This is a genomic window from Thalassospira sp. GB04J01 (genome assembly GCF_000751115.1).
Lineage (GTDB): Bacteria > Pseudomonadota > Alphaproteobacteria > Rhodospirillales > Thalassospiraceae > Thalassospira > Thalassospira lucentensis.
On the sequence record NZ_CCDX020000015.1, the window covers coordinates 212,832 to 234,890 of the forward strand.

Sequence of the window (22,059 nt, forward strand, 5' to 3'; positions counted from 1 at the left end):
CACATCAAAGTGTGGTGCTAAACCCTCCCTCGTTCGGGGAGTAGCGCAGCCTGGTAGCGTACCTGCTTTGGGAGCAGGGGGTCGCGAGTTCGAATCTCGCCTTCCCGACCACTTTTCCCCTTTTGTTGTTTTATGAAGTTCCAATGGGATTTCCAATTGGCAGCAAAAGGTGTAAAAGATGGGGTGATAGCAGGGGGTATAGAAACCCGTTTAACTGCCATCTCCATCTTATCCTGACGGTCAAGACGAGGGTCCCGATGAAGGTCCGTGTTTACAAACCTGCCAAGAACGCCATGCAGTCCGGTCAGGCTGCGACCAAGCACTGGGTTATGGAATTTGAACCGGGTGCGAAAAAAGTCGCGGATCAGCTGATGGGATGGATCGGTTCCACCGATACCCGCGGTCAGGTCAGAATGTATTTCGAAACGCTTGAAGAAGCACAGGCATTCGCCGCGAAACACAAATTGATCGCCGACGTCGAGCAGCCCAAACGCCGTAAAATCCAGATCAAGGCCTATGCCGATAACTTCGCGTTTAAACGCGTCGTCTGATTGCGGGCGGACTTCTGGATAGCGGAACGTCAAAGACCATTCACCGGGGCGGATTTCCGCCCCGTTTGTCTGACAGGGGACGTTAAACCCTGAAATACTTACGGGCAGGCGCCCAATGCCATGCCCTGGGGTTTGTAACCACCCCACACTGCGGTCCCTTAGCTCAACTGGATAGAGCAACAGACTTCTAATCTGTAGGTTGCAGGTTCAAGTCCTGCAGGGATCGCCATTTTTTCCCAGTTGAATCAGTATCTTCAAACGATGTCCGGGTTTTTCCATATGAGCAGACACTGCTTTATGGTGCTATGAGACATCTAGCGGTCAACTCGGCCCTCGGGTCACGATCAAACTCGAGCAAACAATTCCATCTTTGATAATGTTTATTAGACCTCATAAGTCGGCTCTGGCAATCTAGCCAGCCAAATAGGCGAACGGTTTCAGTCTGCCTTAGCCGCGAAAGTCGCATTCTAAACTTTTCGGTCGTGTCATTCGGGATTAACTTTTGCCGAGCGAGTGTCGATGGATGTCCTCGACGAGCGTGACAATATGACCTAAAGCGTAAAGCACGATTGCCCCTACCGCTCCCCCAACTAAAATGTAGACAATCCCGCTGCTTAGCCCAGTCATAATTCCGGCTGTCATTTCTTCGCAATCTATTCGTGCCAGAATATCTTCAATACCTTGGCATCCTGCCATTTGTGGGCCGTGATTTTTGGTCATTATAGCCAAAGCGATTGCGGCAACCATCTCGAGAACGGCGAGTATCTTAAGTATGTTTCCCATCGAAGCATCCTCGCATTGCTATTGATTGATAAATTTACGCACGAATCAGATAAAAAGAAAAGCCGCTCGACAGGAGTGCCTATCGATCTATGTGGCATTCTTAATGTTCACGAACTCTACGTGACGATTTACCAATCTATCTTTAGTGGTGAAGTATTACCGCGCCGCCAAATATCGCCCCGGACGGTGGTTGATCGCGATGATCAGATTGAGGACGACGGCACCTAAGATCGACAGAAGGACTTTATCAAACGGCAGGGTCAGGAAGGCGATGATCAGGATGATCATGTCGATGGCAAGCTGCACGTAGCCCGCCCGGATGCCAAAATGTTCCTGTAGATAAAGGGCGAGGATGTTGATCCCTCCAAGGCCTGCACGGTGACGAAACAGCATCAAGAGGCCAATTCCCATCAGCGCGCCGCCCGCAACCGCCGCATAAATCGGGTTGAGCATGGTGAAATCGACCATCATCGGGGTCAGTTTGGAAAAGATCGATACCAACCCGACCGCGACAAAGGTTTTAAGCGTAAATGCCTTCCCCATGCGTTTATAGGCCAGCCAGTAAAACGGCAGGTTGATGACAAAGAAGATCACGCCAAAGCTAAACCCGGTGGCATGTTCGATCAAAAGGGCCGCGCCGGCGGTACTGCCCGTGACCAGAACGCTTTCGCTATAGAGTGTTACGCCAAGCGAGACCACCATGGTGCCGAGCAGAAGGGCCAAGACATCCTCATACAGGCGATGGGAAATATCGTCCTTTTTGGGGGCGTCGGAGTTGGCGGTGTGTGCGGTGGGTTTGGTCATGATCTGCGAACTGTCTTTTGTCTGATGAATGGTGATCAGGGTACGATGTTCGCAGGTGCGAAACAAGCAGCCGTCGATGGTGCCGTATTCTTCGCCGGTTTCTGACAGTGTACTGAGTATAAACGCAAAAGACCGGCCCAGTTCAGGCCGGTCTTGGTAATTTTATGTGTTGGGGGATATATGGTTAGGACGCGATCAGGCCGCGTCATCCCATTTGGGTGCGAAGTCTGGATCAATCAGGCGGCCGTCGGGTTTGGCCAGCTCATCGATTTTTGTCATTTCTTCGTCAGTCAGTTCGAAGTCAAAGATATCGAAATTGGCCGCCGCATTTTTGGGCGATCCTGATTTCGGGATTGCCATGACGCCATCCTGTTGCATCAACCAGCGTAATGTGACCTGCACAGCCGACTTGTCGTGTTTGGCCCCGATGTCGGTAAGAACGTCGTCCTTGAGCACAGCACCACGTGCAATCGGGCAATAGGCCGTCATCAGCATGTCATGCGAATGCGCGTTTTCAAGCACCTTCGTCTGATTGATATAGGGGTGATATTCAACCTGATTGACCGTCAGCGGGACGTTCGTCAGGTTAATCGCCTTATCCACCAGTACGGTCGGGAAGTTTGAAATCCCGATCAGGCGCGTCATGCCAAGGTTTTTAACCTCGTTCAAGGCGGGGATGGTTTCGCTAAGAGAAACGTCTTCGTTTGGCCAGTGCAGCAGCAGCAGGTCAACGTGATCAAGGTCAAGTTTGCGCAATGATTCAACGACAGAGGTTTGCAAATCGCCGCTTTGGAAGGCGTCAGGCCAGATTTTGGTCGTTAAGAAATAATCGTCGCGCGCAAGGCCTGAGGCCTTAAGGCCCTGACCAACGCCTTCTTCGTTATGATACATCTGGGCGGTATCAAAATGGCGATAGCCAATTTTGGCGGCTTCGGCGACCATCTTTGCGGCCGCAGCATTATCAAGCTCGTACGTCCCAAATCCGAGGGCCGGAATCTTGTTACCCTGCCAGTTCCGGTAAATCATATGTGTACCCCCTTGGTTTGATTGTTGTGTTTGTGGGTGCTGTCATTTGTCCTTGAGGTGACAAATATCCCGATATGCGCCTGATTTAGTCCATAACCAGATCATCGCAACCTGTACGATTGGATGAAACGGGCTGTTCTTTCGGGCAAAGACGGCAGGGGGATGGGCTTGTGCCAAAAAAAAGAAAGTTCACACAAAAAAAAGGGCGGCCAACGCGCGGCCGCCTGAAGTTCTGAACTTAGAGTGAGGCTGTATCAAGCCAGAAATGAGGATGCCTGAACGCGCGGGTGATATCCTTGATGTGGCTCAATCTCTGAATTTATATCCGTTTGGGAAAATCAATCAGGCGTGCCATTTTCCGCCGTTTCGGCCACGGCTGCATTCAAATGATAGAGCGATTCCCGAATGATCTGCGGGCCAAGGTCCTTGGTGATAAAGACGATCTTTGATCGATGATCATCGCTTGGCCATGCGGGCAGGGTTGCGGGCGGGTGGAAGATATGCTGCACGGCGTGAATGGCGACGGGTGCGTCTTCGCCAACCAGATTTAAAATGCCCTTTACCCGCAGAAGGCTTTCGCCGCGCATCTGGGTAAAGATTTCGGCCCAGGTGACAAAGGCATCCCAGTGGATCGGATCATCAAAGGTGATGCAGAACGATTGAATATGGTCATCATGGCGGTTTACGTCGTTGGCGTGGCTATGGCCATGGTGTTCGTGGTCATGGTCATGTTTGTGGTCGTGCGTATGGTCATGCACCTCTTCGCCGTGATGATCATATGCTTCGTCGCGCAGCCATTTCTGCACGTCCATGCTTTTGGTCGTTGGATCATACAGCCCGGCATTAAACAGTTTTTCGGCGGCAATATTGCCGTTGTGAACCGGATAAATCGGTGCGGCGGGATTAAGGGCGCGCAGGCGTGTTGCCAGCGTATTGCTGTGTGTTTCGCCGGCAAGGTCGGCCTTGGTCAAAAGAACACGGTCGGCAACGGCGGCTTGCTTAACACTTTCGGGATGGTGATCAAGCTGATGTGCACCGTTCACCGCATCCACCGTGGTCACCACGCTATCAAGACGGAACTTGGTCGTTAGCAAGGGATCGGTCATAAGCGTGTGCAGGATCGGTGCGGGGTCGGCAAGGCCGGTAGTTTCAATGATCACGCGATCAAACTGCGGGATTTCACCGCGCGTGCGTTTGACAAATAAATCACGCAAACCTGAAATCAGATCGCCGCGCACTGAACAGCAAATGCAGCCGGAATTAAGTAAAACAACGTCTTCGGAAATTTCGCGCACCAGCAAATGGTCCAGCCCGATATCACCAAACTCGTTGATCAGGACGGCAGTTTTATCCATGCCGTCTTGGGTCAGTAATGCATTAAGCAGGGTGGTTTTACCGCTGCCGAGAAAGCCGGTGATAACCGTGGTGGCGACGCGTTCGACTTGTTCGTTGGAAATAGCCATGGGACTGGTTTTGATCACTTTTTGCCATAGAGTTCATCGACAGCGACTTCCGGCTGGGAAATCACGACTTCCGCACCATCGCGCGCGGCAAAATAGAAACAGTTGCGCCGCCCGGTGTGGCAGGCCACGCCAAGCTGATCAACCTGTGCCAGTACCGTGTCCTGATCGCAGTCATAGCGAAAATCAACCAGTGTCTGTATCTGGCCGGAACTTTCGCCCTTACGCCACAGCTTGCCGCGCGAGCGTGAGAAATAGCACACCCGACCGGTCGAAAGCGTTTCAAGCACGGCATCGCGGTTCATCCATGCCATCATCAGGACTTCGCCGGTATCATGTTGCTGGGCGATTGCCGGGATCAGGCCGTTTTCATTGTATTTCAGCTTATCGGCAATCTGTTCATTGGCGGTGGTCATGAAGGGCTCCGGTCGATGATGGTTGACTTTTTGGGCGTGGCACGGCAGAAAATGATATATTATAACATTTCAACAAATGCCACGGCTTTTTGGCTGCTGCCAATATGACCGAAAGAGGGCCACAGTGGCAATGCTGCGAGAAAACCTAGTATGAGCGATCTTTTCCCGAAAAAGGGCCACGATCACGACAGATGCGTACATAGCGCAATTGCCCAGGCAGAGAAAGTCTGTGACGACGCAAGTGCACGGTTTACCGACATGCGCCGCAAGGTCTTTACTTTGATCTGGCAATCGCACAAGGCGGTGACGGCCTATGAGTTGCTTGATGCGCTGACGTCCGAAGGACAGCGCGTGCAGCCGCCAACCGTGTATCGGGCGCTGGAGTTTTTGACCGACCTTGGCTTGGTGCATCGGATTGAATCGCTAAATGCCTATTTCGGCTGTGACCGGCCAGATTGCGATCATCTGGGGCAGTATTTCATTTGTACCGAGTGCGGCCGTGTGGCCGAGGAAGTCAACGAAGACATGAGCAATGCCGTGCGCAAGGCCGCGGGCAATGTGGGCTTTGCCATTCAGGCGACCACGGTTGAAATCAAAGGGCTTTGCCATGACTGCGCCACTCATTGAGGGTCGGGGACTGACCCTTTCGTATGGTAGTGAGCGCGTGCTTGATCAGGTGTCGCTGTCCATTCAGGCTGGCGAAATCATGACGTTGATCGGTCCCAATGGGGCGGGTAAATCAACGCTGGTTAAAACGTTGCTGGGTTTGCAAAAGCCTGACAGCGGCGATGTGATCCGCAAAAACGGCCTTCGTATTGGTTATGTGCCGCAAAAGTTGGCGATTGATCAGGTTTTGCCCATGACCGTAAAGCGGTTTTTGACCCTGACGCGGTCGGCTACGCGCAGTGCCTGTGAAACGGTGTTGGGGCAGGTCGGTGCCGCGCATGTGATTGATGCGCAGATGAGCAGCCTTTCAGGTGGAGAATCCCAACGCGTCATGCTGGCACGTGCCTTGTTGTTGCGCCCGGAACTTCTGGTTCTCGACGAACCGACACAGGGCGTTGATGTCAGCGGACAGGCGGAGCTTTATCGGCTGATTGATGACATCCGCGCGGAGCTGAACTGTGCGGTCCTGATGATTTCCCATGATCTGCATCTGGTGATGGCCAAAACCGACAAGGTGGTGTGTTTCAATCGCCATGTGTGCTGTTCGGGCATCCCTGACACGGTGCGTCAGCATCCTGAATACAGGTCTCTTTTTGGCGTGCGCGAGGCCGATGCCATTGGCATCTATATCCACGAACATGATCATGAACATGATTTGTCGGGGCATGTGGTGGGCGACTGTGGCCATGACCATTCCCATGACCACGGGCATTCGCATCATCATCATGACCATCAGAAGCAAGAGGCAGAAACCACAAAATGATGGATGATTTCCTGTTTCGTGCAGTGGCGGGTGGCGTCTTGCTGGCCTGTGTCTGTGGGCCGTTTGGCGCGTTTATCGTCTGGCGGCGGATGGCGTTTTTTGGCGATATGCTGGCCCATTCGGCGTTACTGGGTGTTGCACTTGGTTTGCTGATCGGGGTTGATGTACGACTTGGCATGATTGCCACGTGCCTTGCCAGTGCGTTGATCCTTGCCATCGGGCAACGTCAATCACGGATTGGTAGTGATACGGTGCTGGGTATGTTGGCGCACTCGACACTGGCCCTTGGCATGGTGGCACTTGCATTCGTGCAGGGTGTGGCTGTTGATATTATGGCCTATCTGTTTGGTGATATTCTGGCGGTCAATGTGACCGATATCTGGATTTTGGCCGCGGGCGGCAGTTTTGCCATTGCGGTACTGATCTGGATGTGGCGACCGTTGCTGGCGGTCACGGTCAGCCCGGAAATTGCCGCAGCTGAAAGCATTCCGGTTGAACGGTTACGCCTTATTTTCATGCTTTTGATGGCGCTTGTGATCGGCATGGCGATCAAGATTGTCGGGGTGCTTTTGATCACAGCCCTTTTGATCGTGCCTGCCGCCAGTGCGCGGTTCTTTGCCAGAACGCCCGAACAAATGGCGATTGGCGCGGCGGTGTTTGGCGTGGCGTCTGTGATGGCCGGTATTGCGCTGTCATGGCATGTCGATACACCCGCGGGCCCCAGTATCGTGATTTCAGCAGCCGGTTTGTTTGTGCTCAGCTCGATCGTGATGATGGGGTTGCGCCGGAACTAGGAGGTTGGGCGCTGTTACCAGATGAGCCGTGGCATGATGAGCGGGATCACTGTTCAAGTTCTGAAATCATCATATTTGCCTGACGCAGGCGGCTTGCCAGAATGCGATTAAGGTTAAGCAACAGGCGCGAGACAATGTCCTGATGGTCCTGTCGCAGGGCTGCGAAATCGGTGCCATCAAGTGACAGACACAAAGCATCGGTTGTGGCGACGATGGTGGCCGATCTTGGCGCACCATCAAGCAGTGCGACCTCGCCAAACAGCGTGCCTTCCGTGATGGTGTTGATGCGTTTTTGACGACCCGTTCCCGGCACGTTGATCACAACATCCATACGCCCGTAAATCAGGAAATAGGCGCGATTGCAGGTGTCGTCCTGCTGGAAAACAAGGTCGCCTTTTTTGAAACGCTGACGTTGGGCTTTGTGACCAAGTGTTGTGATTTGATCGCGCGTCATGCCGTTTAACAGCAAACTTTTGGCAAAAACCCTGTGAATGCCGCGATCAGGTTTGTCGCAGAACCGGCGCAACAAAAGTTCTTCGCAATGAGCAAGGGCAGCATCGGTTTCGGCAAAGAAGTTCTCCTTGCTGACCGCTTTGATAACCCCGTTCGCATCAAGGTTTAACCAGATCCAGCGTGGCTTTAATCTGTGATCGCGTTGATCGGGGGACGAGCTAGAGCTTGGTTCAGAGCGTTGTTTGTTCGGGGACAATCTGCGTTCCGGCTGAATGGAGCTTAGGAACAGGTGTTTGCCACCGTCGAGACATTGTTGATGAATGGCGCGAAGGGCCTCGGAGCCGGTGCTGTCGATTGACGTGACATGGCGAAAATCAAGGATGAGATAATCGATCCCGGTTTCAAGGTAACGGCTGACGGTGCTGCGCAACCGGGAGCATGATCCGAAAAATAGTGCGCCCTGAAGTTCAAGAACGGCAATGCGATGGCCTTCTTTTTCAAGGCATTCAACGATGGCGACTTTACGCTGTCGATGCGCATGAACACGAGATCCAAGATAGCTGCGCCGGACCGGATTTTTGCTCATACCCAGAACGAATAAAATCACCGATACCAACACGCCAACGCAGACGGCAGATGCCAGATTAAAAAGAAGTGCAATGGCAACGACAAACAGGCTGATGAGTACATCCCCGATAATGACCCTTGGGTAGGGGAATTTGCCGGTGACAAGTTTCGAAAGCTTGATAAAGGTTGGTTGATCAATTGCCTGAATGGCAATCGCGATCACCATGCCCGCTGTTGCCCAGATCGGCAGGGCGGCGACCAATGGGGCGAAGATCAAGAGGCTGAGTGCGAGTGTGAGACTGCTTGCCCAATTGGCGATGCGTGATCTTGCGCCGGCATCCAGAATGGCAACCGATCTGCTGATTGTGCCGGAACCGGGCAGGAAGCCGATAAAGCCCATGAGAATGTTCAGAAGGCCGTGGAGACGCAGTTCGGCATTTACGTCACTATGCCCGGCGGTTCTGGCGTCAATTGCCCGGCTTGAAATCACCGTATCAAATGACGACAGCAACCCGATGGTCAGGGCGCTCGTGATCACGATGTCGATGTTTGGGCTCAGCTCATTCCAGACCGGTGTTGTTTTGATCAGGATGGGCATGCGCCAGATCTCGGAAAACTCAATGGTGCCGATCAGGGGGGCGTTGGCAAGCGGGAAGATCGAGACACCAATATAATAAATGGCCGTACCGCCGACCAACCCGACAATGGCAGCTGGTACAAACCGAATGGTGCGCGCAGCAATGAACTGGAACGAAATCGTTGTAAGGCTGACGGCAATTGCAAAGAAAAGAATGCTGTTGTCGTCAGGTTCGAAAATGGCCGTGATGTCGGGTGTCAGACTGCCAAGTGCGGTCGGGAGGGTGTTGATCAACACCAGAAGGGCGGAGGCATTTACAAAACCTGACAACACGGGGGCCGGAATGTAGGACGCCGCATTCCCCAGACGAAGCAGACCTGCGACAAACTGAAATATACCTGCGGCCAAAACGGCGACAAAGGCAATTACGATAGCATCACCGGCTGAGCTGCCACGTGTAATGGCGATCTGGATTGCAGATGCCAGAACAAGTGCGGTAACGGCACGCGGACCTGATACCAGAAACGGGTTAACGCCAAACATCCCGCTAATAATACCAAACAGAATGGCACTTCCGATGCTTGCACTAATGCCAAAGGATGCCCACTGAGGTCCGAGCGGGTAAAACGCGATTAGACCATAGGCAACCGCCTGCGGCAGGGTGGCCAGCATCCCGACGCACGCCGCCCCGATATCAAAGCGTGCTGTTTCTAACCGGGTTTGACGTATGCCTTTGATCATTAAGTGCCTCATCGGAGGGTATCCACCACGATCTGGTGTCCTCTGTATGCATGAAAACGCGATGCGATACAGGTTGCCAGTCGTCCGTATTTTGGACTCGTGAAGAACGTGGCAGTTCTTAACCACCATCCCCTAATTGTTTGATTTGATTGTTTATTGGATAGGCACGTATCAGTGTAAAATTAGATGTGACATTTTTGGAAAATTAAGTCCATCCACGGTTTGGTCAATATTTTAAAACGACAAAGGCGACGCAGCATGATCTGCGTCGCCTTTGTCGTTGGTTTGCCTGTTTGAGCTAGGCCGTCTTTAGCCGTTCAAACCCGGCCTCAAGATCGGCAATCAGATCATCGGGGTCTTCAAGTCCGACATGCAGACGGATCAGTTGGCCGTCGTCTTCCCATTTGGTGGCGGTGCGGATTTTGGTTGGGTCGGATGGCAGAATCAGGCTTTCAAACCCGCCCCAGCTAAAGCCCATGCCAAACAGGTCCATATTATCGACCATATTGGCCAGTTGCTTTTTCTCGACCGGCTGCATGACGAATGAAAACAGGCCACACGCACCACTAAAATCACGTTTCCAGATTTCATGGCCGGGATGATCAGGCAGGGCCGGGTGCAGGACGCGGGTGACCTCGGAACGGGTTTGCAGCCAGTTGGCAACCTTAAGGCCGCTTGTGTGGTGTTGCTTCATCCGAACGGCAAGGGTGCGCAGGCCGCGCTGTGCGAGATAGCAATCATCTGGACCAATGGCGTCGCCGGAAATCAGGACCTGCTTTTTAATGGTCAGCAAATCTTCCTCAGTCGCGGTGGTAATCGTACCCATCATGACATCGGAATGACCAACGATGTATTTGGTGCCAGCCTGAACCGACACATCGACGCCCAAGTCGAACGGGCGGCACAGGATCGGGGACGCCCAGGTGTTATCAAGCATGACTTTGACGCTACGATCATGGGCTGCGGCGGCAATCGCGGGGATGTCCTGCATTTCAAAGGTCAGCGACCCCGGGCTTTCGCACCAGACAAGAACCGTATTGTCACGGATAAGTCCGGCAATATCGCCGCCAATGGTTGGATCGTAATATTCGGTTTCAACACCAAAGCGTTTCAGGAAGGTGTTGCACAGATTGCGCGTCGGGAAATAGGTGCTGTCGGTAATCAGGATATGATCGCCCGGTTTGACAAACGCCAAAATCGCATTGGTGATTGCCGAAACCCCCGATGATACACATAGCGTGCCATAGCCGCCTTCAAGTTCGGCAACGGCTTCTTCGAGCAAAAATCGCGTTGGCGTGCCGTGGCGGCCATAGGTGACTTTGCCCGGAGCCGATGCACCGGCCTTTTCAAGTTCGGCAAGGCTGTCAAACAGGATGGTTGAGGCATGTAGCACGGGGGGGTTGACCACGCCGTGATATTGGCTGGACCGGCGACCGGCGTGAACCAGCTTAGTTTCAGTTTTCTGGGGGCGATGACCTGACATCGGTGGTGCTTCTCCTTGGGCGTGGGCCTTATTGTTTATGGATAAGACAAAGCATCTCAAACGCGACCGTTCAAGGCTTTTTCACCGCTTTGTCACGCATCACCATTGTGAAATCAGCCAACTGGGTTATTTCTTATGCGCGGACCAACCGGTCCTTCGTGCATTTTACCATCCCGTCAGACAAAGCCATTCCCGTCAGGAGGCCTCGTGATCGAACTTCAGGATTTCCGTGCCGCGCGTCGCGCCATTTCCAGTCATATGCGATTGACCCCGGTATTTAAGGCAGACAATTTTGCGTCCAAATCGGTGTTTGATAAACCCGACCGCCTGCCTGAAATGTTTCTGAAGCTTGAAAACATGCAGGTCACCGGATCGTTCAAGGCGCGCGGGGCGATGAATGCTGCATTGGCCCTTGATGAAGACAAGCGCGCCAACGGGTTGTGCACGGCATCGGGTGGCAATCACGGCATGGGTGTGATCTATGCGGCGCGAACTTTGGGTGTTCCGGTGAAAATCTTTCTGCCGACCAACACGCCCAAGCCAAAAGTCGAAAAGCTGCGCGCACAGGGCGTTGATGTCGCACTGACCGGGGCGGTCTGGGATGATGCCAACCGGGCGGCAATGGATCACGCACGCCAAAGCAACATGGCCTATATCCATCCCTTTGCTGATCCCAAGGTGATTGCCGGGCAGAGCACTATCGCGCTTGAGATGCTTGAGCAGCAACCTGATCTTGATACGCTCGTTGTTGCGATTGGCGGTGGCGGGTTGATTTCAGGTGTTGCAACAGCAGCACGACTGTTGCGCCCGGCCATTCGGATCATCGGGGTGGAGCCGACCGGGGCGGCAACGCTTTTTGAAAGCTTAAAGGCCGGCGAGGTCGTGACCCTGCCAACGGTCAATACCGCCGCAACCAGTTTGGCGCCGCGTCAATCATCGGCATTAAATGTTGATTTGATCGGTAAGAATGTTGATCGTATTGCGCTTGTCTCGGATGAGGAAATGCAACAGGCGGCAAGCTGGCTTTGGCGCGAGCTTGGCATTGCGGTTGAGCTTTCCGCAGCGGCCGGGATGGCTGCGATTATGAAAGACCGCTTGGGGGTGAATGATCCGGGCCGGATTGGTGTGATTATTTGTGGGACCGGGAATGACGGGATGAAATAGCCCGGTTTGGGTGCGGGGCCGTCGACAAGAATATGCGGGCGGACAGGGGGCTGTGCCGCCCGTTTTGTTATGGTTTTTAAAGCGTTACCGCCGCACACCTAAATCATCAGACAAATAAAAAGGGATGGAACCGTTGGGCTCCATCCCTTTTTAAACCAGACGCCATCCGAAAAACGGATGGCGCGGAATTTTGTAGCGTCGCAAACCGCCAAAGAGCAAAAGCCCTTTGGAACGGAATTACATCTTAGGCTCGACCACTTGACGACCACGGTACATACCGGTGTTCGGATCAATGTGGTGCGGGCGATGCAGTTCGCCGGTTTCTTTGTCTTCGCGGTACGAGCCCTTGGCGAGCTTGTCATGCGAGCGACGCATGCCCTGACGGGACTTGGTCACTTTTTTCTTTGGCACTGCCATGGGTCATCATCCTCTGGCTTGGGTAAACTCAGGCGCGCTTGTTACCGTGCGCGCTCGGGAAAGTCAACGATCAAAGTGTCAGAATTTGCATTATCTGCATTTTCTGTGGCACTTCCGCTGTCGGGCGCTTCGCCGTCCTGATTGCCAGTATGATCAACATGGTGATCAATTGGCGGGATCAGCCCGACATCGCGAGGATCGTCAACAATATCTGTTCGCTGGTCGTATACAACAAAGCCAGCCTTTTGGTAAGCCCCCAATGCGCTTGGATGATCCAAAGTGCAGGTATTTACCGTAAGGCGGCGCGGCTTAAGGCCCCAGGCGGTATCAATCGCCCAGTTTAAAAGGTATTTGCCATAGCCCTTGCCGATGAAATCGGGGATCAAACCCATGTAATGCAGATCGATCACGCCGTTTTCTTCAAGGTCGCCCAGATCAAGCTCGGCAAAGCCCGCCGGAACACCAGCAACATACAAAACATACACATGTGTTTCAGGCAGGGCCAGAATCGGGCCGAGTTCGTCGTCACTCATTAAACGGCGCTGCCACCAGAGCCACGGTTCGCCAACCGTATCATATAAGTAGCGGTAAAAAGACAGTGTCAGGTTTTCGGCCCGCACAATGGCGACCTTTCCCGGTGGGATGGTGGCGGGGGCCCGTTCGGGCGGTGCGGGCATTTCAAGGAAGCTAACAACAACGTCAAGCTTGCGCGGATTGGATGGGGTCATGGGGTTAACCTCTTGCACATGAGGGTTGTTTGAAAAACGTCATGCGCCTTTATCTGTGGGGCATCAGTAATCGGTTCATAGCCCAGTTTTGCATAAAAGTCAGCAATCTCAGGGGTTTCGATTGTGACCCGAACTTCAGCAAGATTGGACACACGCAGGATGTCTTCGGCCAGCTCCACCAGTTGACGACCAAGGCCAAGGCTTTGGACGAATTCGGCAATCGCCAGATAATGAATCCAGCCAGATATCTCATCATGGCCGGTCATCATGGTGGCGATGATCTGGCGGTCTGATGGCAGGCGGGCAACGATCAAGCTGCCGTGATTGGCATTGATGCAATTTTCGATGTCTTTGCGGGCATCACGGATTGCCGGGATCAGGCCGGTGGCGATCCAAAGGTGCGTTATGGCTGCAACATCATCATCCGAAGAGGTTTTAAGCTGTTCAAGTAAAATGCCCGTCCCGTCATCTGCGCCCGCCGAGGTGGCCGCATTTGCGGCTATATCCGGTTTCGGGCGATAAGACGTCGGGTCGGGCATTTTTATTCCAGTCGGTATCTATATCTTGAGAGCGGTCAATAACCATGGGCGATGATTGCGGGTCAGTCTAACAGATTGGCACATGCATGCGAAACTGCCCGCAATTCATGTCGTTGCTTTATGGGGTCTCGCTTTGTGTTGGGCCGGTTGTGACCGGGCTGTCTTCGGTGGTGGCCCATTGTGCCCATGATCCGTCAAAGACGGCGACTTGCTTATGACCGGCGATGTAAGCGCCCATTGCAAGCACGCAGGCGGTGACGCCTGACCCGCAGGTTGCGACCACAGGGCGATCAAGAACAATACCGGCATCCTTAAATGCAGCACTGATTTCGTCTGCATCCTTAAAGGTGCCGTCTGCGTTCAGCAGCTGATCAAAGGGCAGGTTAAACGCGCCGGGCATATGGCCTGATTTCCCCCAAGGGTCGTCGACCTCACCCCGGAAGCGTTCGCCCGCACGAGCATCGACAATCTGTTCGCGCTTGCTGGTGACGTTTGAAAGCACCTGATCATATTCGCGCAGCAAGAAACTGTTGGCGCGCGCGGTAAAGTGACGTTCGTGCGGCGGGGTGATCGCATCGGTCACCGGATGACCTTCGGTAAGCCATTTGGGCAGGCCGCCATCCAGAACGACAACGTCCTGATGGCCAAAGTGGCGTAGCATCCACCACGCCCGACATGCGGCCATGGCGGCACCGGTCTGGGCATACACCACAATGCGTACCCCATCGCCAAGGCCAAGTTTGCGGACTTTGGCGGAAAACTTGATGGCGTCTGGCATCATATGGGGTAGGGGGGCGCTGTCATCAGCGGCGATGTCGTCAATATCAAAGAAAACCGCACCGGGAATGTGCTGCGCATTATAAAGGTCGCGCGCATTTTTGTTCTGGGCGGGCATGTAATAGCTGGCGTCAACGACGCGCACGTCCGGCGCGTCGATGTGATCCGCAAGCCACTGGGTGGAAACCAGGGCATCGGAAAGTGGGTTGTTCATGGACAAGCTCCGATTGGCAATGGTGGGTATTGCGTGACCCCCGTTGGTCCGGGGATCGATTGTTTTTAAAGTGATCCTGTAGGTGAATTTGTAACGGGCCCATACCGCGCTGGCAATATCCGGCCTGAAATCGGTTGTGTCTTATTCCTCAAAAACAAGATTAATGCGCCGGTTCTGACGGCCTTTTTTCTCGATCTTTGAAATAATAACGCGGCCAATTTCCGATGTGTTTTTAACGTGCGTGCCGCCGCAGGGCTGAAAATCAATGCCTTCGATGGTGACGGTGCGGATGGAGTGACCATCCATCGGCGGCTGAACCGACATGGTGCGGACCAGTTCGGGGTTGGCTTTCAGTTCTGCGATGCTGATTTCGCCGTCATAGACATCGGCGTTGCGCGCGATCAGCTCATTGAGCTTTGCAGTGATGTCGTCTTTATCAAGCACCGCATCCGGCAGGTTGAAATCAAGTCGTGCCTTGTGGGCTGCAATGTTGCCGCCGGTCACATCCCCGTCGATCACCGCACAGAGTAAATGTAGGGATGTGTGATAACGCATCAGACGATGTCTGTTGTCCCAGTCAAGTTCAGCTTCGACGCTGTCGCCGATGGCTGGCAGGTCATGGCCATCGGCAATGATGTGCAAAAGGGTGCCTGTTTCGCGGTCCTTGACCGTTGTGGCGACCGGAAGGCTTGCGCCTGATGTGGTTTTAAGCGCGCCAATGTCGCCGGCCTGTCCGCCGGATGTTGCGTAAAATACGGTCTGATCAAGGGCGACGCCGCGGTCTGAAATCCCCGTTACGGTCGCGGTGCAGGTTTTGGCATAGGCATCTTCACGAAACAAAAGGCGGGTCATTTTTCGGATGTTCTCCCTTGGGCGTATTGGTGGCGATGGTCGCGTGCTGGGGCCGCGTACTGGGCGATCTTGGATGCGTTCTTTTAGTTGAATTCATCGTGCGGTGGGGTGGGGCAGGTTGTCGAGGGGAAATGTGTACGCCATCTATTTATTAGATGTGTATAATTATTTACATAAAATGAAAAATGATGTTTGTAGTTGTACATAATGTATGATATCCCGGTGGCGTAAATCAGGAGTATCACCAACCTTGGCGGCACTTATTCACGTTAAATTGACGGGCGAAGGGGATTTCGGGCCGGTGGATCTCGAATGTGCGATCCCACCTGCGCGTTTGCCTGTGGTGATGGCGGCCTTGTTTGGGCAGCCTGTATCGGCATCGAATGTTTCGGGCGCGACAAACGCGGCGCGCATGGCGCCTGCTGGTCGGCCTTCGCGGTCTGCTGCGCAGACTTCGCTGCAACCATCAGATTATCCGATCCAGAACTCTGAGGCCCAACCTTCTGGGAGCCAGCCTTTTGAGGGAGGCGCTGATGCCTCTTTGGATATGTCCGGGGCCGATACGCAAATGTCGCGTAACGATGACGCCATTGTTGGCCCAGCTTTAACGGATCAAGTTCCCCATGCATTTGACGGTGGTTCGGCCGCGTGGGATGGGGCGATGGATCCGGGCAGTTTCCTGACCCGTTTTGTCGGATCTCTTGGGGATTTGATCGCACGCCTTCAGCCGCGTGGATATGCAGAAACCATTCTGATTGCGGCGATCTGGCTGCATTACCGTGATGGGCGCAATATGGTGACCCGCGATGACATTCGCCGGGTGCTACGCCGACAGGATCATCTGCGTATGCCGCGAAACTTCAGTCGTGATTTCCATGCTGCCCTGTCACGTGGGTATCTTGAATCGATTGAAAACGATGATGGATTTGTTGTTTCCAGAGCTGGTTATCAGTGGTTTCGTGCTGAATGTAATTAATAGTACAATTTGTCGAGAAATATGTTGACGAAATGTATGGTTGATGTATCGTTTTTGACAGGGACAATAAAAGCGGGCAGGACCAAAAAATGCGTGAATGGGAAGTTAGAACCAGTTGTCGGGTGTGGCGCGGTCGTTATGTCATCCGGGGGGATGTTGATCGTATTGCCAATGACATTGTCGAGTTGCAGCAAAACCGTTTCCCGGGGCTTGAAACCAGTAAGGTATCGCTTCGGGTTGTGACCATGGCGGTGATGTCTGTTTTGGCCGAGGAATGCTGCGAAGACGGGGTGACAGCCGCCGAACTTTCCTTCCTTTTGACCACCTGTTTGGGCATGCCGATTTCACCGACCCGGATCGAACAGGAAATGGATGGCCTGTCGGGCCTTGTCTGGACCGGGCAGTGGGGGGGTGAAACCCTGTATGTTATGGAAAAGCGTGGTCTTCGGTTCTTTGAAAGTGCACGCGCAATGGCCTTGTCGGAAAATGGCACTGTTGCGCTTGGTGATGTGGACATCGCATCGGCAGTTAATGATGCCGGGCTTGATCCGGCGATCATTGCTGATCCGGCCCCCCATGCGCGGTACCGTGTTGTCAGCTGATATCTGCTGATGATTTCATCGCCCGCTTTAAGTGATTTCACCCGTCAGGTTCGTCCGGCGGGTTTTTTCATGCATGTGGTCACAGCATGCCCTGTTACAAAAGACGCTTGACCATCCCTGTTTTCAGCCTTACTAATTTTGGCATGGAAAACGCGATCATTCATTTCAACGCCTATTTTACGTCGTACACATAAGTGCGGCGCGTGTTGATTTGTATCTGATCAAATGAAAACAGGCTGCCACAGGGCAGCCTTTTGTTTTTCATCCCCGGTTTGCCCTAGGTGGTCGCACCACGAAGGAAAACCGAAATGACCCATATCTCCGTTACTGACCGTACCCCGGCACTCGAATTCGCACCACAAGCCCTCAAAGATGGGATTGAAGTCGTATCCCTTATCCTGATGGCGGGATTTGCCAAAACAAGCACCGAAGCCCAAGACCTTGTTACAAGTGGGACGGTGTGGATAGAAGAAAAGAAAATCACTGATCCTCATCATCATGTGCTTAATTACGCCTTTGATGATGGTGAAATTCTGCGGCTTTCGGTTGGTGCGGGCAAGCACACAACAATCCGGCGGGTGGGCTGAGCACTTTGGGCATGTGCCGGGTGGATGTTGGGGCGTGGGTGCGCCTAGAACAACGACATCTGCCCATCCGCGCTGGGCCGTTTAAACCCGCTACAATCAAGATCAAGCGACCGTCCGATCAGGCCGTGTTTCTTGCGCGCGGCCTTAAACCGGGTGGCGACCAAATCGGCAATTGGGCCGGTGCCGCGCATGCGGGTGCCAAATTCGGATTGATAGCGTTCACCGTCGCGCATCTGGCGGATCAGGGACATGACTTTGGCTTTACGATTGGGGTAATTGGCTTCGAGCCATTCTTCGAACAGATCGGCGATTTCAAGCGGCAGGCGAATGACGATATGCGATACCGATGTTGCCCCGGCGTCATGAACAGCGGCGACCAGATTTTCGATTTCCATGTCATTGAGGCCGGGAATAATCGGCGCGCACAGAACCGTGACCGGAATGCCCGCGTCGGATAATTTGCGGATGGCATCAAGGCGACGGTGCGGGGCGGACGCGCGGGGCTCAAGCAGGTTCGACAGCCTGTGATCAAGGCTTGTGACCGATACGGCAACCGATGCCCGGTTTTGGGCGGCCATGGGGGCGATGAGGTCAATGTCGCGGGTGACAAGCGCGCTTTTGGTGATGATCGAAAAGGGATGCTGGCAATCGCTGAGCACACCTATGATCGATCGGGTCAGTTTCTTGTCCCGGTCGACGGGCTGATATGGATCGGTGCTGGTGCCAATCACAATCGGGGCGGGGGAATAGCTGCGTGCCGAAAGTTGTTTGCGCAAAAGAGTGGGCGCCTCAGGTTTCCAGAACAGCTTGGTTTCAAAATCAAGCCCCGGCGATAGCCCAAGATAGGCATGGGTCGGCCGTGCAAAGCAATACACACAGCCATGCTCACACCCTCGATACGGATTAATTGAACGATCAAACGGGACATCGGGGCTTTGATTACGGGTAATGACACTGCGCGCGCCGTCAATGCCAAGGGTGGTTTTGATGCGTGGCGGTTCGTCATCAAGCAACTGGTTGATCCACCCGTCATCAACCGATTGATGGACATGGCGTTCAAACCGGCCATCGATATTTGACACCGCGCCGCGTCCTTTTTGGCTACGCGCTGGAAGAAGGTCAGGGTTGGAATTCGGGTCATACCAACCTTCGCCGGGAAGGGCTGTTGTTATGGTGTCCGATGATGGTTCGATGATGGTTCGCATATGGAGAACATTAAGGAACAAATCAGGAACATTCAAGTGAAAAGCACTATGGTCAAGTTTACGGGCATCTTCATGTCAGGGGCATGTTGTGCCATTTGTGAAACTGATTGAGCCGGTATTTGTCCCACCGCCAACACTGCATGTGCTTAAATTGCCGCTGTTCCCGGAGCCGGAGAGATTTGTATTGTTACTGTTAAAGAATATCAGGTGGTTGTTTGTCGCCCCGCTGACATTGAGCGTATTATTCTCGAATACGAGGTTGTCTGATCCGACTGCTGAGAGGGCGTAGGCAAAGTCACTATTGCTGCTGGTTGTGATCGTGTTGCCGCGAATAACGGTATTTTGTGCGTTCCCCAGAACCTGTATGCCAAAGACCGTGTTGTCCGTTGCGGTGGTGTTCAAGGTGCTGTTGATAATTTCAACGTTATCCACGTCGTCAATCCGCACCGCTGTGACCGCCTCTGTTGCGGGGCCTGAAACAGTAACAGTAACGCCAACAAGGCGACTGTTGGCGGCCATATTGAAAATATGGTGCGGCGTGCCGAAGCCGGCCGGAGGGGCGCCATCACCGCTTAGGCTGGCGCCCGGTGTGGTGATGGTCACAGTGCGACCGGAAGGTGTTTTAACATCAAGATTTCCCGTTCCCATGATGGTTTGGCCATCCTGCACATCAAGGCGGTCGTTGACATTGGTAAAGCTGCCGTTAAGGACCACGGTCGAATTGGCACCGGCGGTTGATATGGTGTTGGCAAGGTCGGTGCTTGACGTTGTTGCGCTGCTGACAAGCGTAATGGCGTTACCGTCGGCCGTGCTGGTGATTTCCTCTGCCTCGGTGAATTGCCCGGCTTGGCTGACAATATCAATGTCGCGGATGATCGGGTCGGTCATCCGCCGTTCCATAGCGGTCAGTTTGGGTTTTGGGCTGTCACCAAAGTCTTGCAGCGGAATACGCAGACGGAAACTGGCAAAACCTTGGGTGCCGCGCGGATCGTCATGCTGGATTTCTGCCCCCAGCGAAAAGCGCGATCCTTCCCACAGAAACGGGACCTCATCAAACGTCAGATCAAGTCGCCCACGAGGCCCTTGCACCGTATCGGCGTTTTTTTCTGTGAACCGATACCCACCAGCATAGGCGCGGAGCTGTTGTCCGGCATCGGCGTCAAACAGCGGAACGCGCCAGCCGATTTCGGCATCGAACCCGCGAAGGGCGCGTTCTTCGCCTTGTGTGTACATGATCGACGCGCCGGAAAAATCAACGGTACTCAGACTGTCTTCCATATAACTTGTGGTGCCGATCGGAACATAGCCATTGGCACGAAAGTCCCAATCCATAGACAGGGCCTCGACCCCGATGGTGACCTGATTGAATTTATTGCCATACGGGCTGTGGCGGCGGTCAAAATACCCGTAACCGCCAATATTCCATCCCGTATCAAGCATCTGACGGATGCCAAGGCCAAAGTTGCCCTCATGGCTGTTGTTGTCATCCATGCGTGCGCGGATGCTGCCAAAACTTAGCGTGTCGTCATCTTGCCAAAGTGGGATGAACAAATCCGTTTCGCCAAGGTTTCGATCCGTCCCGGCCTTGCCTTCAAGATCGATATGCGGGGCCCATTTTTCGGGTTCTTCCTGTGTTTGTGCATGGGCGCCAGAGGCCGCCAAAATCGTCGAGCTAAACAACAATCCAATCAGGGTGATATTTTTTATGTACATCTCAAAATCAGGTCAGCAGGCATCATTGCGCAGCAGCAATATGCCGCAGCACCGAGATACATCAGGGGTATAAATACGTGGGAATTACAGTGTCCCGCTCATGCATGACTGTTTGTCATGTCTCTGTTTTCTTACGGTAAAGTTACCGACAAAGAGCCGCGTGAACCACAGATATTCTTTATCATTTTCGCAAGAGTTATCATTTTCCGCCAACGCGTTTTGAATGTGGTGTTTGGCGTTGATGGTAAATGTCATGGTGACAATTACCTGCTTGTCGGGGAGGGAAATAGATTTATAGTTTTGGGAAAGGTGCTTCTTCTTAAGGTGCCTGCCAGCCTCAAAGGAGTGCCCCATGGATTGGACCCAGTTTTTTAGCTTTGCACTTGTGACATCGCTTTTGGTGATGTCGCCCGGCCCGAATGGGGTGTTGATTGCGCGCACCGTACCGACATCTGGTCGGGCGGCCGGGGTTGCCAATGTGGCTGGTTTCGTTACCGCCTTTTACCTGCATGGTGCGCTGTCGATCCTGGGGATCTCGGTCATTCTGGTGCAATCGGCACAGGCGTTTATGATCGTCAAACTGCTGGGTGCGGCCTATTTGTGCTGGGTTGGGTTTAAGGCATTGCGTGATGCGTGGCGCGGTGTTGCCAAGGTAACGGACGTATCACCGGCAAAGCGTCGCCGGACCTTGATCACGGCCTATGGCGAAGGTTTTTTGACCAACGCGCTCAACCCGAAAGTGTCGATTTTCTATCTGGCGGCGTTTCCGCAGTTCATTCCGGTCGGCGAGGGCGCCATTGGATCGGCCTTCATGCTGGTATGCGTGCATGCCATGATCAACGCGGTTTGGTTCGGGGCGATGATTATGCTGTTGGCGCGCCTGACACGCTATGCCGGAAGCGGGCGTTTTCAGCGGGCGTTAAAGGCGACCACCGGGGCGGTTTTCATTGCCTTTGGCGTTAAGCTGGCAACGTTCCGGCCCTAAACACATTTTAATTCGGATAATCGGTCGCACCCGTCGGGATGATTGCCCGACGGGTTTTATTTGCGCAGAATAATCAACGCCATGATGACAGCAAACAGTCCAAGCAGAATGTCGGCTGCTGTGGTGCTTTGAGCGATCACCGCTTCAAATGCGGCGACCGGCAGGATCAGGGATGCCAGAAACAAAAAGACCGGATTGAACAGCATGTTTTTCATG

At 53.5% G+C, this 22,059-nt stretch carries 24 protein-coding genes and 2 tRNA genes; 11 read left to right on the forward strand and 15 right to left on the reverse strand.

What is annotated here, in order from left to right; genetic code table 11:
- Nucleotides 1-34: 34 nt before the first annotated feature.
- The 3 genes from AMM48_RS16765 to AMM48_RS16775 all read left to right on the forward strand — a co-directional run bounded on the left by AMM48_RS16765 (nucleotide 35) and on the right by AMM48_RS16775 (nucleotide 780).
- A tRNA-Pro gene (locus AMM48_RS16765) sits at nucleotides 35-111 on the forward strand.
- Between the two features lie 146 nt (nucleotides 112-257).
- On the forward strand, nucleotides 258-551 hold the full coding sequence (locus AMM48_RS16770) for an ETC complex I subunit (protein WP_022730547.1): 294 nt from the start codon (nucleotides 258-260) through the stop codon (nucleotides 549-551).
- Nucleotides 552-703: 152 nt separating this feature from the next.
- Nucleotides 704-780, forward strand: a tRNA-Arg gene (locus tag AMM48_RS16775).
- A gap of 266 nt (nucleotides 781-1,046) precedes the next feature.
- On the opposite strand, the gene AMM48_RS16780 is transcribed toward AMM48_RS16775, so the two are convergent.
- The 5 genes from AMM48_RS16780 to hisI all read right to left on the reverse strand — a co-directional run bounded on the left by AMM48_RS16780 (nucleotide 1,047) and on the right by hisI (nucleotide 5,040).
- A complete protein-coding gene (locus tag AMM48_RS16780) occupies nucleotides 1,047-1,334 on the reverse strand; it encodes a hypothetical protein (protein ID WP_102784974.1) in 288 nt (95 codons plus the stop codon).
- Nucleotides 1,335-1,490: 156 nt separating this feature from the next.
- On the reverse strand, nucleotides 1,491-2,204 hold the full coding sequence (locus tag AMM48_RS16785; protein WP_347876287.1) for a YitT family protein: 714 nt from the start codon (nucleotides 2,202-2,204) through the stop codon (nucleotides 1,491-1,493).
- 129 nt (nucleotides 2,205-2,333) lie between these two features.
- Nucleotides 2,334-3,164 carry an aldo/keto reductase gene (locus AMM48_RS16790; protein ID WP_102784975.1) on the reverse strand — a complete coding sequence of 277 codons (831 nt, stop codon included), beginning with the start codon at nucleotides 3,162-3,164 and terminating at the stop codon, nucleotides 2,334-2,336.
- A 338-nt stretch (nucleotides 3,165-3,502) separates the two neighbouring features.
- Nucleotides 3,503-4,627: a GTP-binding protein gene (locus tag AMM48_RS16795; RefSeq protein ID WP_102785131.1), complete on the reverse strand. Its 1,125-nt coding sequence runs from the start codon at nucleotides 4,625-4,627 to the stop codon at nucleotides 3,503-3,505.
- Nucleotides 4,628-4,641: 14 nt separating this feature from the next.
- Nucleotides 4,642-5,040, reverse strand: a complete 399-nt coding sequence (gene hisI, locus AMM48_RS16800) for a phosphoribosyl-AMP cyclohydrolase (RefSeq protein WP_022730553.1) — start codon at nucleotides 5,038-5,040, stop codon at nucleotides 4,642-4,644.
- Nucleotides 5,041-5,190: 150 nt separating this feature from the next.
- Here hisI and AMM48_RS16805 point away from each other — a divergent pair, with 150 nt between their 5' ends.
- Genes AMM48_RS16805 through AMM48_RS16815 form a run of 3 tightly spaced genes read left to right on the forward strand, consistent with a single transcriptional unit; the run spans nucleotide 5,191 to nucleotide 7,263 of the window.
- Nucleotides 5,191-5,667 carry a Fur family transcriptional regulator gene (locus tag AMM48_RS16805; RefSeq protein WP_022730554.1) on the forward strand — a complete coding sequence of 159 codons (477 nt, stop codon included), beginning with the start codon at nucleotides 5,191-5,193 and terminating at the stop codon, nucleotides 5,665-5,667.
- The gene (gene znuC / locus AMM48_RS16810) at nucleotides 5,648-6,469 is read left to right on the forward strand and encodes a zinc ABC transporter ATP-binding protein ZnuC (RefSeq protein ID WP_102784976.1); all 822 of its coding nucleotides are present in this window, start codon (nucleotides 5,648-5,650) and stop codon (nucleotides 6,467-6,469) included. Before AMM48_RS16805 ends, znuC begins: the two co-directional genes overlap by 20 nt.
- On the forward strand, nucleotides 6,466-7,263 hold the full coding sequence (locus tag AMM48_RS16815) for a metal ABC transporter permease (protein WP_198413548.1): 798 nt from the start codon (nucleotides 6,466-6,468) through the stop codon (nucleotides 7,261-7,263). The genes znuC and AMM48_RS16815 overlap by 4 nt, the downstream gene beginning before the upstream one ends.
- A gap of 46 nt (nucleotides 7,264-7,309) precedes the next feature.
- Here the strand turns inward: AMM48_RS16815 and AMM48_RS16820 are convergent, their stop codons facing one another.
- Both AMM48_RS16820 and metC read right to left on the reverse strand, forming a co-directional pair.
- Nucleotides 7,310-9,601, reverse strand: coding sequence for a SulP family inorganic anion transporter (locus AMM48_RS16820; protein ID WP_158246481.1), 2,292 nt, complete (start codon nucleotides 9,599-9,601; stop codon nucleotides 7,310-7,312).
- A gap of 298 nt (nucleotides 9,602-9,899) precedes the next feature.
- Complete coding sequence (gene metC, locus AMM48_RS16825) at nucleotides 9,900-11,084, reverse strand: cystathionine beta-lyase (protein ID WP_102784979.1); 1,185 nt, start codon at nucleotides 11,082-11,084, stop codon at nucleotides 9,900-9,902.
- A 207-nt stretch (nucleotides 11,085-11,291) separates the two neighbouring features.
- Between metC and AMM48_RS16830 the strand changes: the two genes are divergently transcribed.
- Nucleotides 11,292-12,248 carry a threonine/serine dehydratase gene (locus AMM48_RS16830; RefSeq protein ID WP_102784980.1) on the forward strand — a complete coding sequence of 319 codons (957 nt, stop codon included), beginning with the start codon at nucleotides 11,292-11,294 and terminating at the stop codon, nucleotides 12,246-12,248.
- A 237-nt stretch (nucleotides 12,249-12,485) separates the two neighbouring features.
- On the opposite strand, the gene rpmF is transcribed toward AMM48_RS16830, so the two are convergent.
- From rpmF to AMM48_RS16855, 5 genes are all read right to left on the reverse strand, one after another.
- Nucleotides 12,486-12,665: a 50S ribosomal protein L32 gene (gene rpmF, locus AMM48_RS16835; protein ID WP_007090029.1), complete on the reverse strand. Its 180-nt coding sequence runs from the start codon at nucleotides 12,663-12,665 to the stop codon at nucleotides 12,486-12,488.
- 41 nt (nucleotides 12,666-12,706) lie between these two features.
- Complete coding sequence (locus tag AMM48_RS16840; RefSeq protein ID WP_102784981.1) at nucleotides 12,707-13,393, reverse strand: GNAT family N-acetyltransferase; 687 nt, start codon at nucleotides 13,391-13,393, stop codon at nucleotides 12,707-12,709.
- Nucleotides 13,390-13,932, reverse strand: coding sequence for a GNAT family N-acetyltransferase (locus AMM48_RS16845; protein ID WP_102784982.1), 543 nt, complete (start codon nucleotides 13,930-13,932; stop codon nucleotides 13,390-13,392). Before AMM48_RS16845 ends, AMM48_RS16840 begins: the two co-directional genes overlap by 4 nt.
- Nucleotides 13,933-14,050: 118 nt before the next feature.
- Nucleotides 14,051-14,923, reverse strand: a complete 873-nt coding sequence (sseA, locus tag AMM48_RS16850) for a 3-mercaptopyruvate sulfurtransferase (protein ID WP_102784983.1) — start codon at nucleotides 14,921-14,923, stop codon at nucleotides 14,051-14,053.
- A gap of 141 nt (nucleotides 14,924-15,064) precedes the next feature.
- Complete coding sequence (locus AMM48_RS16855; RefSeq protein WP_102784984.1) at nucleotides 15,065-15,775, reverse strand: alanyl-tRNA editing protein; 711 nt, start codon at nucleotides 15,773-15,775, stop codon at nucleotides 15,065-15,067.
- A gap of 250 nt (nucleotides 15,776-16,025) precedes the next feature.
- Here AMM48_RS16855 and AMM48_RS16860 point away from each other — a divergent pair, with 250 nt between their 5' ends.
- The 3 genes from AMM48_RS16860 to AMM48_RS16870 all read left to right on the forward strand — a co-directional run bounded on the left by AMM48_RS16860 (nucleotide 16,026) and on the right by AMM48_RS16870 (nucleotide 17,940).
- Complete coding sequence (locus tag AMM48_RS16860) at nucleotides 16,026-16,751, forward strand: hypothetical protein (protein WP_102784985.1); 726 nt, start codon at nucleotides 16,026-16,028, stop codon at nucleotides 16,749-16,751.
- Between the two features lie 89 nt (nucleotides 16,752-16,840).
- Nucleotides 16,841-17,353 (forward strand): hypothetical protein, encoded by a 513-nt coding sequence (locus tag AMM48_RS16865; RefSeq protein WP_102784986.1) that lies wholly within the window; start codon nucleotides 16,841-16,843, stop codon nucleotides 17,351-17,353.
- Between the two features lie 308 nt (nucleotides 17,354-17,661).
- Complete coding sequence (locus AMM48_RS16870; protein WP_022730566.1) at nucleotides 17,662-17,940, forward strand: S4 domain-containing protein; 279 nt, start codon at nucleotides 17,662-17,664, stop codon at nucleotides 17,938-17,940.
- A 44-nt stretch (nucleotides 17,941-17,984) separates the two neighbouring features.
- Here the strand turns inward: AMM48_RS16870 and AMM48_RS16875 are convergent, their stop codons facing one another.
- Nucleotides 17,985-19,145 (reverse strand): PA0069 family radical SAM protein, encoded by a 1,161-nt coding sequence (locus tag AMM48_RS16875; RefSeq protein WP_102784987.1) that lies wholly within the window; start codon nucleotides 19,143-19,145, stop codon nucleotides 17,985-17,987.
- A gap of 75 nt (nucleotides 19,146-19,220) precedes the next feature.
- Nucleotides 19,221-20,858, reverse strand: coding sequence for an inverse autotransporter beta domain-containing protein (locus tag AMM48_RS16880; protein WP_244271271.1), 1,638 nt, complete (start codon nucleotides 20,856-20,858; stop codon nucleotides 19,221-19,223).
- A 352-nt stretch (nucleotides 20,859-21,210) separates the two neighbouring features.
- On the opposite strand from AMM48_RS16880, the gene AMM48_RS16890 reads away from it, so the two are divergent.
- The gene (locus AMM48_RS16890) at nucleotides 21,211-21,843 is read left to right on the forward strand and encodes a LysE family translocator (RefSeq protein ID WP_102784989.1); all 633 of its coding nucleotides are present in this window, start codon (nucleotides 21,211-21,213) and stop codon (nucleotides 21,841-21,843) included.
- 56 nt (nucleotides 21,844-21,899) lie between these two features.
- Here the strand turns inward: AMM48_RS16890 and AMM48_RS22210 are convergent, their stop codons facing one another.
- Entirely contained in the window at nucleotides 21,900-22,058 is a 159-nt protein-coding gene (locus AMM48_RS22210) for a hypothetical protein (protein WP_158246482.1), read from the reverse strand.
- Between the last annotated feature and the right edge of the window lies 1 nt (nucleotide 22,059).